The sequence below is a fragment of the Streptomyces racemochromogenes genome, from assembly GCF_039535215.1.
GTDB lineage: Bacteria > Actinomycetota > Actinomycetes > Streptomycetales > Streptomycetaceae > Streptomyces > Streptomyces racemochromogenes.
The window spans coordinates 164199-178701 of the sequence record NZ_BAAAWT010000001.1; the positions used below are offsets into that span (position 1 = coordinate 164199).

The 14503-nt window shown below is 76.1% G+C and carries 14 protein-coding genes; 12 read left to right on the forward strand and 2 right to left on the reverse strand.

All coding sequences use genetic code 11. From position 1 onward, the window contains the following. The first annotated feature begins 3 nt into the window (after nt 1-3). Both ABD973_RS00885 and ABD973_RS00890 read left to right on the forward strand, forming a co-directional pair. Complete coding sequence (locus ABD973_RS00885; RefSeq protein WP_345497682.1) at nt 4-1773, forward strand: ABC transporter transmembrane domain-containing protein; 1770 nt, start codon at nt 4-6, stop codon at nt 1771-1773. Then, on the forward strand, nt 1770-3542 hold the full coding sequence (locus ABD973_RS00890; protein WP_345497684.1) for an ATP-binding cassette domain-containing protein: 1773 nt from the start codon (nt 1770-1772) through the stop codon (nt 3540-3542). The genes ABD973_RS00885 and ABD973_RS00890 overlap by 4 nt, the downstream gene beginning before the upstream one ends. Nucleotides 3543-3573: 31 nt before the next feature. Here the strand turns inward: ABD973_RS00890 and ABD973_RS00895 are convergent, their stop codons facing one another. Continuing rightward, nucleotides 3574-4182 carry a response regulator transcription factor gene (locus ABD973_RS00895; RefSeq protein WP_345497686.1) on the reverse strand — a complete coding sequence of 203 codons (609 nt, stop codon included), beginning with the start codon at nt 4180-4182 and terminating at the stop codon, nt 3574-3576. Between the two features lie 287 nt (nt 4183-4469). Beyond that, nucleotides 4470-5345, reverse strand: coding sequence for a LysR family transcriptional regulator (locus ABD973_RS00900; RefSeq protein WP_345497688.1), 876 nt, complete (start codon nt 5343-5345; stop codon nt 4470-4472). Nucleotides 5346-5492: 147 nt separating this feature from the next. On the opposite strand from ABD973_RS00900, the gene ABD973_RS00905 reads away from it, so the two are divergent. The 10 genes from ABD973_RS00905 to ABD973_RS00950 all read left to right on the forward strand — a co-directional run bounded on the left by ABD973_RS00905 (nt 5493) and on the right by ABD973_RS00950 (nt 14367). Beyond that, on the forward strand, nt 5493-5981 hold the full coding sequence (locus tag ABD973_RS00905; RefSeq protein WP_345497691.1) for a cupin domain-containing protein: 489 nt from the start codon (nt 5493-5495) through the stop codon (nt 5979-5981). A 16-nt stretch (nt 5982-5997) separates the two neighbouring features. Continuing rightward, nucleotides 5998-6519 carry a MarR family winged helix-turn-helix transcriptional regulator gene (locus ABD973_RS00910; protein WP_241253496.1) on the forward strand — a complete coding sequence of 174 codons (522 nt, stop codon included), beginning with the start codon at nt 5998-6000 and terminating at the stop codon, nt 6517-6519. Between the two features lie 119 nt (nt 6520-6638). Further along, complete coding sequence (locus tag ABD973_RS00915) at nt 6639-7094, forward strand: hypothetical protein (protein WP_125823640.1); 456 nt, start codon at nt 6639-6641, stop codon at nt 7092-7094. Then, complete coding sequence (locus ABD973_RS00920; protein ID WP_345497695.1) at nt 7091-7957, forward strand: NmrA family NAD(P)-binding protein; 867 nt, start codon at nt 7091-7093, stop codon at nt 7955-7957. The genes ABD973_RS00915 and ABD973_RS00920 overlap by 4 nt, the downstream gene beginning before the upstream one ends. A 193-nt stretch (nt 7958-8150) precedes the next feature. Continuing rightward, nucleotides 8151-9545, forward strand: a complete 1395-nt coding sequence (locus ABD973_RS00925; protein WP_345497696.1) for a hypothetical protein — start codon at nt 8151-8153, stop codon at nt 9543-9545. A gap of 180 nt (nt 9546-9725) precedes the next feature. Beyond that, the gene (locus ABD973_RS00930; protein ID WP_345497698.1) at nt 9726-10355 is read left to right on the forward strand and encodes an ankyrin repeat domain-containing protein; all 630 of its coding nucleotides are present in this window, start codon (nt 9726-9728) and stop codon (nt 10353-10355) included. Continuing rightward, nucleotides 10352-11482 (forward strand): YncE family protein, encoded by a 1131-nt coding sequence (locus ABD973_RS00935; RefSeq protein WP_345497700.1) that lies wholly within the window; start codon nt 10352-10354, stop codon nt 11480-11482. Before ABD973_RS00930 ends, ABD973_RS00935 begins: the two co-directional genes overlap by 4 nt. Before the next feature lie 50 nt (nt 11483-11532). Next, nucleotides 11533-11916 carry a hypothetical protein gene (locus tag ABD973_RS00940; RefSeq protein WP_125823635.1) on the forward strand — a complete coding sequence of 128 codons (384 nt, stop codon included), beginning with the start codon at nt 11533-11535 and terminating at the stop codon, nt 11914-11916. Between the two features lie 144 nt (nt 11917-12060). Next, nucleotides 12061-13245: a serine hydrolase domain-containing protein gene (locus ABD973_RS00945; RefSeq protein WP_125823634.1), complete on the forward strand. Its 1185-nt coding sequence runs from the start codon at nt 12061-12063 to the stop codon at nt 13243-13245. Nucleotides 13246-13326: 81 nt separating this feature from the next. Then, on the forward strand, nt 13327-14367 hold the full coding sequence (locus ABD973_RS00950) for a vWA domain-containing protein (RefSeq protein ID WP_125823633.1): 1041 nt from the start codon (nt 13327-13329) through the stop codon (nt 14365-14367). Nucleotides 14368-14503: the final 136 nt, after the last annotated feature.

The window sequence follows — 14503 nt, forward strand, 5'->3', positions numbered from 1 at the left end:
CCGATGACCCCGCCCGCCGCCGGCGTGACCCCGGCCGCCGATCCGCCCGGTGAGGCGTCGGCCGCCGACCGGGCGCTGCGGGCGGCCGCACGGCACAGCGCCGGCCGCACCGCGGCCGTGGCCGGCTGCTCGCTGGCCGCCGCCTGCGCGGCGCTCGCCGAACCCGCCCTCCTCGGCCACGCCCTCGACCTGCTGCTGCGCCGCGACCCCTCGGGCACCCTGTGGGCCTGGTGCTGCGCGGCCGTGATCGCCGCCGAGGTACTGCTGGACGCCGCGACCGCCCGGCTCACCGGCGGCGTGGACGCCCGCTCCACCGCCTGGCTGCGACGGCGCGGCCTCGGCGCGCTGCTGCGCACCGCACCGCACCACGCCGCCCGCCACTCCCCCGGCGAGGTCTCGGCCCGGCTCACCGCCCACGCCGCGGCCGCCGGGACCGTCCCCGCGGCGGCCGCGACGGCCGTCACGGCCCTGCTTCCGCCGGCCGGGGGGCTCGTCGCGCTGTTCCTCGTCGACGTCTGGACCGGCCTGGCCTTCCTGGCCGGGGTCCCCGTCCTCGCGCTGCTGCTGAGGGCCTTCGCCCGCGCGTCGGACGCCAGCGTGGGCCGTTACCAGCAGGTGCAGCTCACCCTGGCCGGGCGCCTCGCCGAGGCGCTGGCCGGCGCCCGTACCATCGCGGCGGCCGGCACCGCGGAGCGCGAGGCGGCACGGGTCCTGGCCCCGCTGCCCGAACTGGGCCGCGAGGGACGGAAGATGTGGCGGATCTACGGGGGTACCGCCGCCCGCACCGGCGCCCTGATGCCACTCCTGCTGTACGTGGTCCTGGGCGTCGGCGGCCTGCGCCTGTCGGACGGGGCGCTCGGCGTCGGCGGCCTGCTCGCCGCCGTCCGCTACGCGGGGCTCGCGGCCGGCGCCGGGGCCGTCACGGCCCGGCTCGCGGCGGTGGTGCGCGGCCGGGCCGCCGCCCGCCGCACGGCCGCCCTGCTCGGCCTGCCCGAACTCCCCCAGGGGGAAAGGGAGTACGCCGCCGACGGCTCCGGCACGCTGGAGCTGCGCGGGGTCCGTCTGGTGCGCGCGGGCCGGACCGTGCTGAGCGGCGTCGACCTGCGCCTCGCGGGCGGCACCACCACGGCGGTCGTCGGCCGTTCGGGGTCCGGCAAGAGCCTGCTGGCCGCCGCGGCCGGACGGCTCACCCCCTGCGACGGGGGCCGGGTCCTGCTGGACGGCACCCCGCTGGAGGAGCTCACCACCGGGGCGCTGCGCCGCGAGGTCGGCCACGCCTTCGAGCGGCCCGCCCTGTTCGGGGAGACCGTGGGCGGGGCCATCGCCTTCGGGGGCCGGCCCGCCCCCGGCGCGGACGCCGTGCGGGCCGCCGCGCGGGCCGCCGGCGCCGAACCGTTCGTGCTCCGCCTGCCCCGGGGCTACGGCACACCGCTCGCCGAAGCCCCGATGTCCGGCGGCGAACTGCAACGACTCGGCCTGGCAAGGGCGTTCCGCGGGGCCGGCCGGGTGCTCGTCCTCGACGACGCCACCTCCTCCCTGGACACCGTCACCGCCCGCGAGGTGGAGCGTGCCCTGGCCCGCGACGTACGGGCCCGGACCCGTCTCGTGGTGACCCACCGCGCCGCCACGGCCGCCCGCGCCGACCTCGTCGTATGGCTGGAGGAGGGCCGGGTCCGGGCCACCGGGACACACGCGGAGCTGTGGCGGGACCCCGGCTACCGCACGCTGTTCGGGGCCGCCGAGGACCCGGCCGGCCCCGGGGCGCAGCGGTGAGCGGGGACGGCACCTGGCGCCGGGTCGGCGGCGAGGGACGGCGCTTCCTGCGCGGACGTGGCCGGACCCTGCGCCGCCTCGCGCTGTGGTCCCTCCTGGAGTCCGGCCACACCTTCCTCGGCGGGTACGCGGTGGCCCGCGCCCTCGACGACGGCTTCCTCGCCTCCAGGACCGGAACCGGGCTCGCCTGGCTGGCCGTCGCCGGGGCCGGCGCGGTCCTCGGCGGACTGGCCCTGCGGGGGGTCTTCGGCGGGCTCGCCGACCTCGTCGAACCGCTGCGCGACGGCCTGGTGCGCCGGGCCGTGCGCCAGGCCCTGGAGCGCGCGGTCGCCCACCCCGCCCGGGCCGCGCACGACGGGGCCGTCTCCCGGCTGACCCAGCAGACCGAGATGGCCCGGGACTCCTTCGCCGGACTGGTGCTCGTCGCCCGGTCCTTCGTCTTCACGGCGGCGGGGGCGCTGGCCGGGCTGGCGGCGCTGGCGCCGGTGCTGCTCCTGTTCGTGCTGCCGCCGCTGCTCCTGGGGACGGCCGGGTTCCTGCTCACGCTGCGCCCGATGGCCCGGGTGCAGCGGCGGGCGCTCGACACCGACGAGGCCCTGGCCGCGCGGACCGGGGAGCTGGCGGCGGGCCTGCGCGACGTGGTCGCCTGCGGGGGCGGCGCCGAGGCGTCGGCCGGCCCGCGGCTGCTGATCGCCGAACAGGAGCGGCTGACGCGGCTGCTGGCCCGGTGGGCCGCGCTGCGCACGGTGGCGCTCGGCGTCGCGGGCCGGCTCCCGGTGGTCGCGCTGCTGCTGGGGGCGCCCTGGCTGCTCGGGCGGGGGCTGAGCCCGGGGGCCCTGGCCGCCGCCCTGACCTACCTGGTCCAGTCCCTGCTGCCGGCGCTGGACGCGCTCATGGGCGCCGTGGGCTCCGCGGGCACCAGGCTCGTGGTGGTCCTGGACCGGTTCTGCCTCCCGCGACCGGGGCGGGAGCCGGCCGCGGGGGCGCTGAAGCCGGCCACGGAGGCGCGGGAGCCCGGTCCGCAGCCGGTGCCCGCGCCCGGCGGCGGGGGGCTCGCCGCCGAGCTTCGGCAGGTGCGGTTCGCGTACGGGGCCCACGCCCTGCCGGTGGTCGACGGGCTCGACCTGGCGCTGCGCGAGGGGGAGCACCTCGCCGTCGTCGGGCCGAGCGGCATCGGCAAGTCCACCCTCACCGCCCTGCTGGCCGGGCTCCTGACGCCCGGCCGGGGCACCGTCCTGCTGGCCGGCGCCCCGGCCCTGCGCGGGCCCGGGCGGGGTCCCGATCCCCGGCGGACCCTGCTGCCGCAGCAGGCGTACGTGTTCACCGGCTCCGTCCGCGAGAACCTCACGCACCTGTGTCCCGGGCCGGTGCCGGGGGCGCGGCTGGAACGGGCCGTGGCGGACCTCGGGGCGGCCGGCCTCCTGGAGCGGCTGGGCGGGCCCGACGCGCCGCTGGACCCCGCCGGGCTCTCGCAGGGCGAGCGGCAGCTGCTCGCGCTGGTGGCCGCCCACCTGTCGCCCGCTCCGCTGCTGCTGCTCGACGAGGCCACCTGCCACCTCGATCCGGCGGCCGAGGAGCGCGCCGAGCGGGCGCTCGCCGACCGCCCGGGCACCCTGGTCGTCGTGGCCCACCGCATCTCCTCCGCGGCCCGGGCCGACCGGGTCCTCGTACTCGACGGGAGCCGTGCGGTCTGCGGCACGCACGCGGACCTCCCGGACCGGTCGGCGCTGTACCGGGAGCTGGTGGGGGTCTGGAACGCGCGGGTGTGAGCGGGCCCGTGGCAGCGGGAAGGGGCCGTCCTCAGACCCAGCCGGCCCGCCGGGAGATCCGGATGGCGTCTATCCGGTTGCGGGCGCCGGTCTTGCGGGTGGCGGCGGCCATGTAGTTGCGGACCGTGCCGCTGGCGAGGTGCAGGGCGTGGGCGATCTCCGCGATGGAGTCGCCCTCCGCGGCCCGGGCCAGGACGGTCAGTTCACGGGGGCTGAGCGGCATGGGGTCGGCCTCCAGGAGGGCCGAGGCGAGCGAGGGGTCGACGAACCGCTCTCCGGCGGCGACCTTGCGGATGGCCCGGACGAGGCGGCCGGGCGACCCGTCCTTGTCGACGTAGCCGCGCGCCGCCGCGCGGACTCCGCGCTGGAGGGAGCCGGGCGTTCCGGAGGTGGCGAGCACCAGCAGCGGGTCGGGCGGCCCGTCGAGCGGGCGGGAGGTCCCCGCCCGGGCCTCCAGGGTGGCCGAAGCGCCCGGACAGTCGAGGTCGAGAACGGTCACGTCGGGCCGTAAGGACTCCGCCTCGCGGGCCGCGGAGCGCCAGTCGGCGCACGTGACGTCGAACCCGCCCTCCGATCTCAGGAGGGCGGCCAGCGCCGACCTCACGATGCTGACGCTGTGCAGGACGAGGACCTTGGTCATCCGGGCTCTCCTCGGGTGCTGATCAACGGGCACCAAGCGGGTGCCCAGCAACCACCGGGTAGGAACGCGCGCCGGCGCGGCGCAGGGGGCGCGTGGCCGAACCGCGGCACCCCGGCGGGGGGCCGCGCGGGCGGCCGCACCCGCGCCACGCTCCGCCTGTGCGGCCGCGACGCGGTTGCGGGCGCCGCGGCGGACCGAAGCGGTAGGGCTGATTCCGGGTGCCTTGGGCGGGTCGCGGGGGCGCCTTCGGCGGGTCGCGGGGGCGCCTTCGGGACCGGGCTGCCCCCTTACCCGGCGAGGTCCGCCAGAGCCGCCAGCAGCCGGCGCACCGCCGGCGAGGGCGGGCCTTCGGGGACCGCGAGCCAGGTGGTCGACGCGGGGCCCGCGAGGGGGCGTACGGCGACGCCGGGGAAGTCGGGCAGTCCGGTGACCTCGTAGAAGAGGGTCCAGGACGGCTCGGCCGCCGAGGCGATCTCCGCGAGGGTCTCGGGGAGCGTGGTGAAGCGGGGGCCTGCGGGCGGCCGGCTCCCGGCCGCCCGCAACAGGCGGGTGACCAGGTCGTGGAAGGGCGGATTGGCGGTCCGGCCGGCGAGCCGGAGCGGGAGTTCCGCGAGTTCGGCCGGGGTCAGGACGGGGCGGGCGGCCAAGGGGTGGCCGGCCGGTACGGCGGCGTACAGGGGGTCCCGCCAGGCTTCCAGGAGGCTGGTGCCGGGCGGGGCGGCCGGGGCGCCGCGGACGAAGGCGGCGTCGAGTTCGCCGTCGCGCAGCAGGCGCAGCCGTTCGGCGGCCGGGACGTGGCGCAGGGTCACGCGGAAGGCACCGGTCTGGTCAGCTAGGCGGTGGAGCAGCCGGGCGGTGCGGGGGCCCCGGACCGGGCCCAGCCGGAGCAGGCCGGCGTTGCCGTCGGCGAGGGCGGCGGCCAGCGCCCGCGTCCGGTCGGCCGCCTCCAGCACGGCGCGGGCCTGCGGCAGGAGTGCCTCACCCGGGCCGGTCAGGACGGTGCGCCGCGTGCCGCGGTCGAACAGCGCGACGCCGAACTGCCGTTCCAGGCGCCCGATCTGGGTGCTGACGGCGGACTGGACGATGCCCAGGCTTTCGGCGGCCCTGCCGAAGCCGCCCGTGTCGGCCACCGCGACGAAGTACCTGAGCTGCCGCAGTTCCATTCGGTCCGCGCTCCCCCGGTGTGACGGGCGCCCGCCCGGCCCGGTCATCTCGGTCCGAGATGGCCGTGATCCTCAACCGGTTCTGGTCCGCCGGTTGTTCCCGGAGTCGAATGGGGTGACCGGATGCCGTCTGCCAGAGGAGTCGCCGTGAACCCGTTCGTCGTACGGTCCGAGGAGGCCGAGCACGTCCCGCTGCCCGCAGGAGCCGGGATGCGGCTCCTCGCCGACGCCGCCGACACGGCGGGGACGGTGGGTGCCAACCTGCTGCGGCTGGCGGCCGGGGCCGACGGCGCCGGTCCGCACCACCACTCCCGGTCGACCGAGGTGTTCTACGTGCTGGACGGTGCCGCCCGGTTCCGGTGGTGGGGCGCCGGCGGCGACCGGGCCGAGACGGTGGGGGCGGGTGGCCTGGTGGTGGTACCGCCGGGCACGGTCCACGCGTTCGGCGCCGCTCCGGGGCGGGCGGCGGAGCTGCTCGTCCTGCTGGCTCCGGGCGTCGACCGCTTCGGCTACTTCCGGGCCCTGGGGCGGGTCCGGCGGGGCGAGGAGCCCTTCGAGGTCCTGCTCGGGGAGCAGGACCGCTACGACGTGCACTTCGCCGCAGCCGCGCCGCCACTTGACCGGCAATCCGATTAGCCGCCATACTTTCCCCGTGATCCAGCACGCCGACCACGGCCCCGACGCCCCCACCCTCGACCAGGCACGCCGCCAGATCGTCCGCTACGGCCTCACGGCCGATCCGCAGGCGGTCCTGGTCGCGGCGCGGCTGATGGCGGCGGGCGCCCGGATCGGGCAGGCCGGCGAGGTGCACTTCGGCCGCTTCGGCCTCTCCACCGGCCGCTACCGGCTACTGGCCGACCTGGAGGACCACGGCGGCGAGAAGTCGCCCTCCCAGCTCGCGGCGAGCCTCGGCGTCTCCCGGGCCACGGTGACGGGCCTGGTCGACGGCCTGGAGCGGGAGGGGCTGGTGGCCCGTCGGCCGTCCACCGAGGACGGGCGCGGCAACGTGGTGATCCTCACCGCGCGCGGCGCCGACAAGCTGCGCGACCTGGCACCGGAGCACTTCAGCCGGATGCAGGGACTGGTCGCCGGACTCACCCCCGAGGAGCGCACGATCTTCCTCGACCTGCTGGCCCGGGTGGTCGCGGGCATCGACTCGCTCACCCGGGACTGACGCCGCCCGGGGCGGGCCGCCAGGAGGCGGCCCGCCTTTCTTCCACCCAGATAATTAGGTCCCTAATTACCCACCCTGACCTACTGATTAGCCACCTAAACACCTTTGCAGGAGGATCCATGACGCATACGAAGGCTCCCGGCGCTCCCCCGCCGCCCGCCCTGTGGCCCGACGTGCTGGCCGCCTACGCCATGCCCGCCCTCACGGCCGGGCTCGCCGGGGCGCTCACCCGGCAGCCGCAGCTGGTGGCCGCGGCACTCACCACCATCAGCGCAACCTCGGCCCTGGTCGCCGCCGTGCTCGGCGCGGTCCTGCGGCGCCGGCCCGCGCGTATCCGGCCCGCCCGCACCCCGCGCGCGCTCGCGGCAGCCGGCCTCGGCCTGGCGGGCGCGGCGCTCGGCCTGGCCGCCGGACTCGCCGCCGCCCACTGGCTGCCGCAGGTCCCGGCCCTCTCCGACAGCCCCTGGCCGCGCCGCCTGCCGGCCGACCTGCCCGTCTCCGCGGCCATCGCGGCCACCGTCACCGCCTGGCGTCGGCTCCCCGCCGCCCCCCGACCCGTGAGGAACACACCGTGATCGTCATCATGGGCGCCGCCGGCGCCACCGGTGGAGCCACCCTGCGCAGCCTCGCGGCCCTCGGCGTACCCGCCCGGGCCCTCAGCCGCGACCCCGCCCGCCTGGCCGCCGGGCTCGACCGGCGCACCCTCGCCCGTACCACGGTACTGGCGGCCGACGCCGCCGACCCGGACTCCCTGCGGGCCGCCTTCCGGGGCGCCCGCGCGCTCTTCCTCACCATGGCCAACGGCCCGCACCAGGTGCGGTACGAACTGGACGCCGTCCAGGCGGCCGCCGACTGCGGCGTGGGGCACGTCGTCAAGGTGTCCGCTCCGGCCGCCGAGCCGGACTCCCCCGTCGCCGTCTCCCGCGGCCACCATCTGATCGAGGAGCGGCTGCGGTCCAGCGGCATCACCACCACCGTCCTGCGGCCGTACGCCTTCATGCAGAAGCTGCTGCTCCTGGCCCCCGGCATCGCCGGCGCCGGAGTGTTCCACGGCGCCATGGGCGGGGCGCGGTGCAACTACGTGGACGTGCGGGACGTCGGGGACGCCGCGGCCGCGGTCCTCACCCGCCCGGAGACGGCGGGCCGCGCGTATCCGCTGACCGGCGGGCGGGCCTACAGCCACCCGGAACTCGCCGCGCTCCTCGGCGAACTGCTGGGACGGCCGGTCCGCCACCTCGACCTGAGCCCGTCCGCGCTCCACGCCCACCTGGTCGGGCGCGCCGGGATGCCGCCCTGGCTGGCCTCCCACGTGGTGGAGATCCAGCAGCTCGCGGTGGCGCGCGAGGAGACCCCGGACGACACCTTCCCGCGCCTGACCGGACGCGCCCCGCGCAGCCTGGAGGCCTTCCTCCGCGAGAACCTGCACCGGTTCCACTGACCGGGGGTCAGCAGGGCGGCCCGTCTTGGGCCGTTCGCACGCCCGCGTGATCCGTACGGGCTGTGCGGCCGCCCGTACGGATCACGCCGGGGAGCCGACCACCCGCGTGCGTGGTCGGCTGGGCTCGGCCCGCCGCGGTCCCCGACGGCCGGCCCTCCCCCCAGTCGCATGCATCGCACAAGGAGGAACCTCCATGTCCCGTCGGCACGTACCCGCCGTCCTCGCCCTCGTCACGGGCTCGCTGGTGGCGGTCCCCGCCCAGGCCGCGCGCGCCGCCACCGTGGAGGTCGCCTGCTCGGTCCCGGACCTCGTCGAGGCCGTCAACACCGCGAACGGCACACCCGGAGCGGACACGATCCGGCTCGCGCGCGGGTGCACGTACAAGCTGAGGGCACCGGACCCCGTGCACCCGGGCAACGGACTGCCGGTGATCACCAGCAAGATCACCATCGACGGACGCGGGGCCACGATCGAACGCGACGGGCACGGGAAGAAGGTGGCGAAGTTCCGGATCATCTACGTCGAGAAGACGGGCGACCTCACGCTGAGACGGACGACCATCCGGGGTGGCTACGCCACGGACTGCCCCGCCTTCCCGGACCCGGTGGGCATGGCCTGCGGCGGCGGCATCTCCAACAACGGGAAGATGAAGATCACCCACAGCAAGGTCACCGGCAACACGTCCGCGTCCAGGATCTTCGCCCAGGGCGGCGGCATCGACAGCCCCGGCTCCGCCGGCGGCATCAGCGACACGGAGGTGAGCGGGAACCACGTCGTCTACGACGGGGACGCCGCCGAGGGGGGCGCCGCGGGCGGCGGCATCTCCAACGACGGTCCGCTGACCGTCACCGGCTCCCGGCTCACCGGGAACACCGCGACCGTCACCCCCCGCACGCGGAGCATCGCCTTCGGGTCCGCCATCATCAGCTTCTTCGGCACGACCATCAGGGACACCGTCATCAGTGACAACCGTGCCTTCGCCAGGGAGGGGATCGCGCGCGGCGCCGTGGCCAACGGCATCCCGGAGGAATTCGGGAGACTGACCGTGACCGGCGGGGCCGTCCGCGACAACGTCGCGGACGCCCCTCAGGGCGTGGCCCAGGGCGGCGGCATCGCCAACAACGCCCTGATGACCGTGACCGACGTGAAGATCAGCGGCAACCGGGCCGTCGCCAAGGACGGCACCGCGCGCGGGGGCGGCATCCGCGTGGGCCCCTTCGGCACGCTCGACCTGAAGGACAGCCACATCACGGGGAACACGGCCGACGCACCGAACGGCACCGCGCAGGGGGCCGGCATCGACAACCCCGAAGGCGGCGTCCTGAGGGCCGAGCACAACGAACTGCTCCGCAACACCGTCACCGCGAAGAACGGCACGGCGCAGGGCGGCGGCCTCTACCACGCGGAAGGGGTGCTGAGGCCGGGCTCGACCACGCTGGAGCGGAACACCATCACCCACAACCGGGCCGGCGACGGAGGCGGGATCTTCAAGGCCTCCGGCGTCCTCACCCTCAACGGTGACGCGGTCCGCGACAACCGGCCGAACAACTGCGCCCCGTCCGGAGCGGTCCCCGGCTGCACCGGCTGAGGCGCCGCCCTGCCACCACCCTGCCGCGGCCGTGCGACCCCCTGCCGCGGCCCGGCCGCCGGCGGGCTCGCGGCCGGGGCGGATCAGCCGATCGGATGACGGGCGGGTCGGCCGGTCGGGCCGTACGGGAGGGACGGCGGGCGGACCGCCCGCCGGTACCGCCCGGGCCACGATGGGGGCATGAACCCGCACGACCGACTCCTGCTCGACGCCGCCAGGGCCGGGGACACCGACGCGGTGCGCGCCGCGCTCGCCGCCGGCGCCGCCCCGGAGACCCGCGACGAGGACCTGCGCACACCGCTGCTGCTGACGGTCCTCGGCGACCACCTCCGGGCGGCCGAGGTCCTGGTGGCCGCCGGCGCCGACCCGAACGCCCCCGACTCCCGAGCGGACAGCCCCTGGCTGGTCACCGGCGTCACCGGAAGTGTCCGCATGATGCGGGCCCTGCTCCCGGCCGGACCCGACCTGACGCAGCGCAACCGGTTCGGCGGGATCTCCCTCATCCCGGCCGCCGAGCGCGGGCACGTGGGATACGTACGGGCCGTGCTGGCGGAGACGGACGTCCGCGTCGACCACGTCAACCGGCTCGGCTGGACCGCCCTGCTGGAGGCGGTGATCCTCGGCGACGGGGGCTCCCGCCACGAGGAGGTCGTCCGGCTGCTGCTCGCCGCCGGAGCCGACCCGTGGCTCGCCGACTCCGAGGGCGTGACGGCGTACGAGCACGCGGTGCGGCGCGGCTTCGCCGGTCTGGCCCGGCTCCTGGCAGCGGCGCAGGACCGGTCGGGCGGCGACGGCCGGAGCGGGCCGTGAGCCGCCGAGCCCGTGCGCGGGGGCTGCTCCTGGCCGTCCCGGCCGTGCTCGCGCTGCTGGGCGGCTGCACCGCGCGGGCCGGGGCGGAGGGCGGCGCGGGCCCTGCCTCCGCCGCGCCCGCCCCGAGCGGGACCCCGCTGCCGAGCGGGCGCGCCACCCCCGAAGGGACCCTGCTCGTCGCCGACTTCGGCGCGGACACCGTCACCTTCGTCGACCCCCGGCGCGGCCCGGTGGGGTCCGTGGCCGTCGGCACCGCGCCGTACGGGCTGGCCGTCGGCCCCGACGGGCTCGCCTGGGTGGCGACCGCCGAGGGCGTGGCGGTGGTCGACACGCGCGCCCGCACCCGGGTGGCCCGGATCCCGTACACGACCGGTACGGGTCCGGTCGGCACCGGCGAGTACCGGGGCGGCGACATGGGCATCGCGCTCGCGCCGGACGGCTCGCGCGTCTACGTGGGGGTCAACGTCCCCGGCGGCCGGGGCGTCCTGGAGGTCATCGACACCGCCGCACGCGCGGTCACGGCGACGGTGCCGGTGGGCCGCCGGCCCTTCGACGTGGACGTCGCCCGTGACGGCGGCGAGGTGTACGTGACCGGCCACGACTCCTTCGACGGCACGGTGGTGGCCGCGGACACCCTCGCGGCGCGCCGCATCGAGGTCGCCCCGTACGGCACCGGGGGCGGGCTCGGCTCCTGGCTCAAGCCGCACTACGCGGTCGTACGCCCCGGTGACGGCCGGCTGCTGCTGCCGTTCGAAGGGGAACGGCTGGCCGTGGTGGACCCGCGCGGCAGCACGGTCGCGGTGGAGCCGATGACGGCCGGAACCCACCAGCACGGCGCCGCCCTCACCGCCGACGGCCGCCTCCTCGTCGTCGGCACGGGCGCCGTGGAGGAGGGTGCGGGACCGTCGCTGACCGTGCGCTCGCCGGGCGGCGAGGAGCGCGTGTATCCGCTGGACGGCCCGCACGAGGACGTCGCGGTGTCGCCCGACGGCAGGACGGCGTACGTCACCGGCGGCTACACGCGGGACGGCTACTGGAACGGGCTGACCGTCGTCGACCTCGCCGACGGCACCACCCGGCGCCTCCCGGCCGGCACCCGCCCCCTGGGCATCGCCGTCCTGCGGTGAACGCGGCGCGGCGGGCCGGCGGCCGCCTCCGGTCCGGCTAGCGTCTGGGCATGCCACCGCCGGAGACGATCCACTACGTCGACCGCTCGGACATCCTGCCGGGCCGCCTCGACGACGCGAAGGCCGCCATGAGGGAGCTGGCGGCCTTCGTCGAGACGGTCGAACCGCAGCTCCTGGCCTATCACTTCTACGTCGACCGGGCCGGGTCCACCATGACCCTGCTGGCCGTCCACCCGGACGCGGCGTCGCTGGAACTCCACCTCGAACTCGGCGGCCCCAGGTTCCGGGCCTTCGTCCCGCTGATCCGGATGCGCTCCATCGACGTGTACGGCGACCCGGGCCCGTCGGTGATGGACCGCCTGCACGCCAAGGCCGCCCTCCTCGGCGACGGCACCGTCACGGCCCATGCCCGGGTGGCCGGTTTCACCCGCTGACGGCCGCGGCCCGGACACGCCCGGTGCGAGGGGTTCCGGGTGGGCTGAGCGGCCGTGGTGGCGCGCGGCGACGGGCCGGGGCGGGGGCGGGGGTGCTAGTGGTGTGAGCCGCCGTCCCACCGCACCTCACACCGGGAGACATCCGTGCCCACCCGCGCCTCCGTACGCCGTTTCCGCGCCGGTCTGTCCGCCGCCGCGCTCACCGCCGCCGCGCTCGGCGCGCTGCTCCCGCCCGCGCAGGCGGCCGGCACACCGCCCGGCCCGGGTCCGGACGAGCGCCTCCAGCGGCAGCTGGACCGGCTCGTCGCCCAGGACGACGGCCCGCCCGGGGTGATCGCCGTACTGACCAAGGGCGGCCGGACGCGGGTGTACACCGCCGGTGTCGGCGACCTCGCCACCGGGCGCCCGCCGCACCTCGACGACCACATGCGCGTCGCCAGCATCGCGAAGGCGTTCAGCGGGGCCGTCGCGCTCCGGCTCGTGGACCAGGGGGCGCTCTCCCTCGACGACACCATCGGCGAACTTCTGCCCGAACAGCCACAGGCCTGGCACGCTGTGACACTGCGTCAGCTGCTCCAGCACACCAGCGGCCTGCCCGACTTCTCGGCCGCCCCGGCGTTCCTGCGGATCCTCCAGGCCGACCCCCGGCACGTCTTCGACTCCCGCCGCCTCCTGGACTTCGTCGCGCGCGAGCCGCTGCTCTTCGTTCCGGGCTCCCTGTACGAGTACTCCAACTCCGACAACATCGCCGTCGCCCTGATGGCCGAGGCCGCGACCGGCCGCCGCTACGAGGACCTCCTGAAGGACCTCGTGTACCGGCCCCTCGGGCTGCGCCGGACCAGCCTGCCCCCGGGCTACCGCCTGCCGCGCCCGTTCCTGCACGGCTACGACGTCTCCCCGCCCGCGGCGCCCGAGGACGTCAGCGAGGCCGTCGGCACCTCGGGGGTCTGGGCCTCCGGAGGGATCGTCTCCACCCCGCGGGATCTGGGCGCCTTCATCCGCGCGTACGGCGGTCCCGGCCTGCTGTCGCAGAAGACCCGCGCGGAGCAGCTCGCCTTCCGTCCCGGGGACGCTTCCGAGCCCGCCGGCCCGGGCACCAACGCCGCCGGGCTCGCGCTCTTCCAGTACACGACCCGCTGCGGCGTGCTGTACGGCCACACCGGCAACTTCCCCGGCTACACGCAGCTGGCCGCCGCCACGCCCGACGGCACGAGGTCGCTCACGTTCTCCATCAACACCCAGACGAGCAAGGGGAACAAGCCCGCCCTGCTAGCCCGTCTCCGCACGGTCCAGGAGGACTTCGCCTGCGCGCTCCTCAAGGACCGCTGACCGGGCGGTCCGAGGCCGATTGTCAGTGGCGGGTGCGAGGATCGGAGCATCAAGTCGGGAACGGAATCAGGGGGGTCCGCCATGGCCGGAATCCAGAATTACATCAATCACGTCGCCCTCGTGCTGGACGCGAGTTCCTCGATGTCGCACCTGAGCCAGAAGGTCGTCGACGTGGCAGATCAGCAGATCGCCTATCTGGCCCGCCGTTCCAAGGAACTCGATCAGGAAACCCGGGTCACGGTCTACGTGTTCTCGAACAAGGTCGAGTGCGTCATCTACGACAAGGACGTGCTGCGGATGCCGTCCCTGAAGCAGCTGTACCGGGTCGGCGGGATGACGGCGCTGCTGGCGGCGACGCTGCAGTCGCAGCGGGAGCTGGCGCAGACCGCCCAGCTGTACGGCGACCACAGCTTCCTGACCTTCGTGCTGACCGACGGTCAGGAGAACGCCAGCCACCGGTGCCCCGGCGCCCCCGGCCGCACCCCCGGTGAACTGGTGAAGGCCGTGGGCACGATGATCGAGACGCAGGACGACAACTGGACGCTGGCCGTCCTGGTGCCGGACCAGATGGGCAAGCGCGAGGCCATGCAGTGCGGCTTCCCGAAGGACAACATCGCCATCTGGGACGCCACGAGCACCCGCGGGCTGGAGGACGCCGGACAGGTCATCCAGGAGGCCACCGAGAAATTCATGGTGGGCCGCACCAAGGGAATCCGCGGTTCGCGGGCGGTCTTCTCCACGGGCGGTGAAGCGGTCAACAAGAAGGCGATCGAGGCGGCCGGTCTCACTCCCGCGGATCCGTCGAAGTACCAGCTGATTCCGGTGGCCCGTGACGCGGCCATCCGGGAATGGGTCGTCGAGAGCGGGCACACCTACCGCACCGGTTGCGCTTTCTACCAGCTGAGCAAGTCGGAAAAGGTCCAGGCGCGAAAGCAGATAGCGGTACTGGAGAAGAAGACGGACCGCATCTACACGGGGCCGGAGGCCCGCGCCCTGCTCGGCCTGCCCGACGCGGAGGTCCGCGTCAAGCCCGACCACAACGACGACTTCACGATCTTCATCCAGAGCACCAGCGTCAACCGGAAGCTGGTACCGCAGACGCGGCTGCTGCTGATGGTCTGAGGCCCCGGCCGCCGGACCGGGCCCGGGGTCCGGGCTCGGGAACCGGGGACCCGCGGGCCGCCCGGGAAGGGGTCCTGGAGGTCTTCGGCGGGGGTCCGGGGGCCCGCCGGCCGGGGCCCCGGCCCGTTCCCCGTCC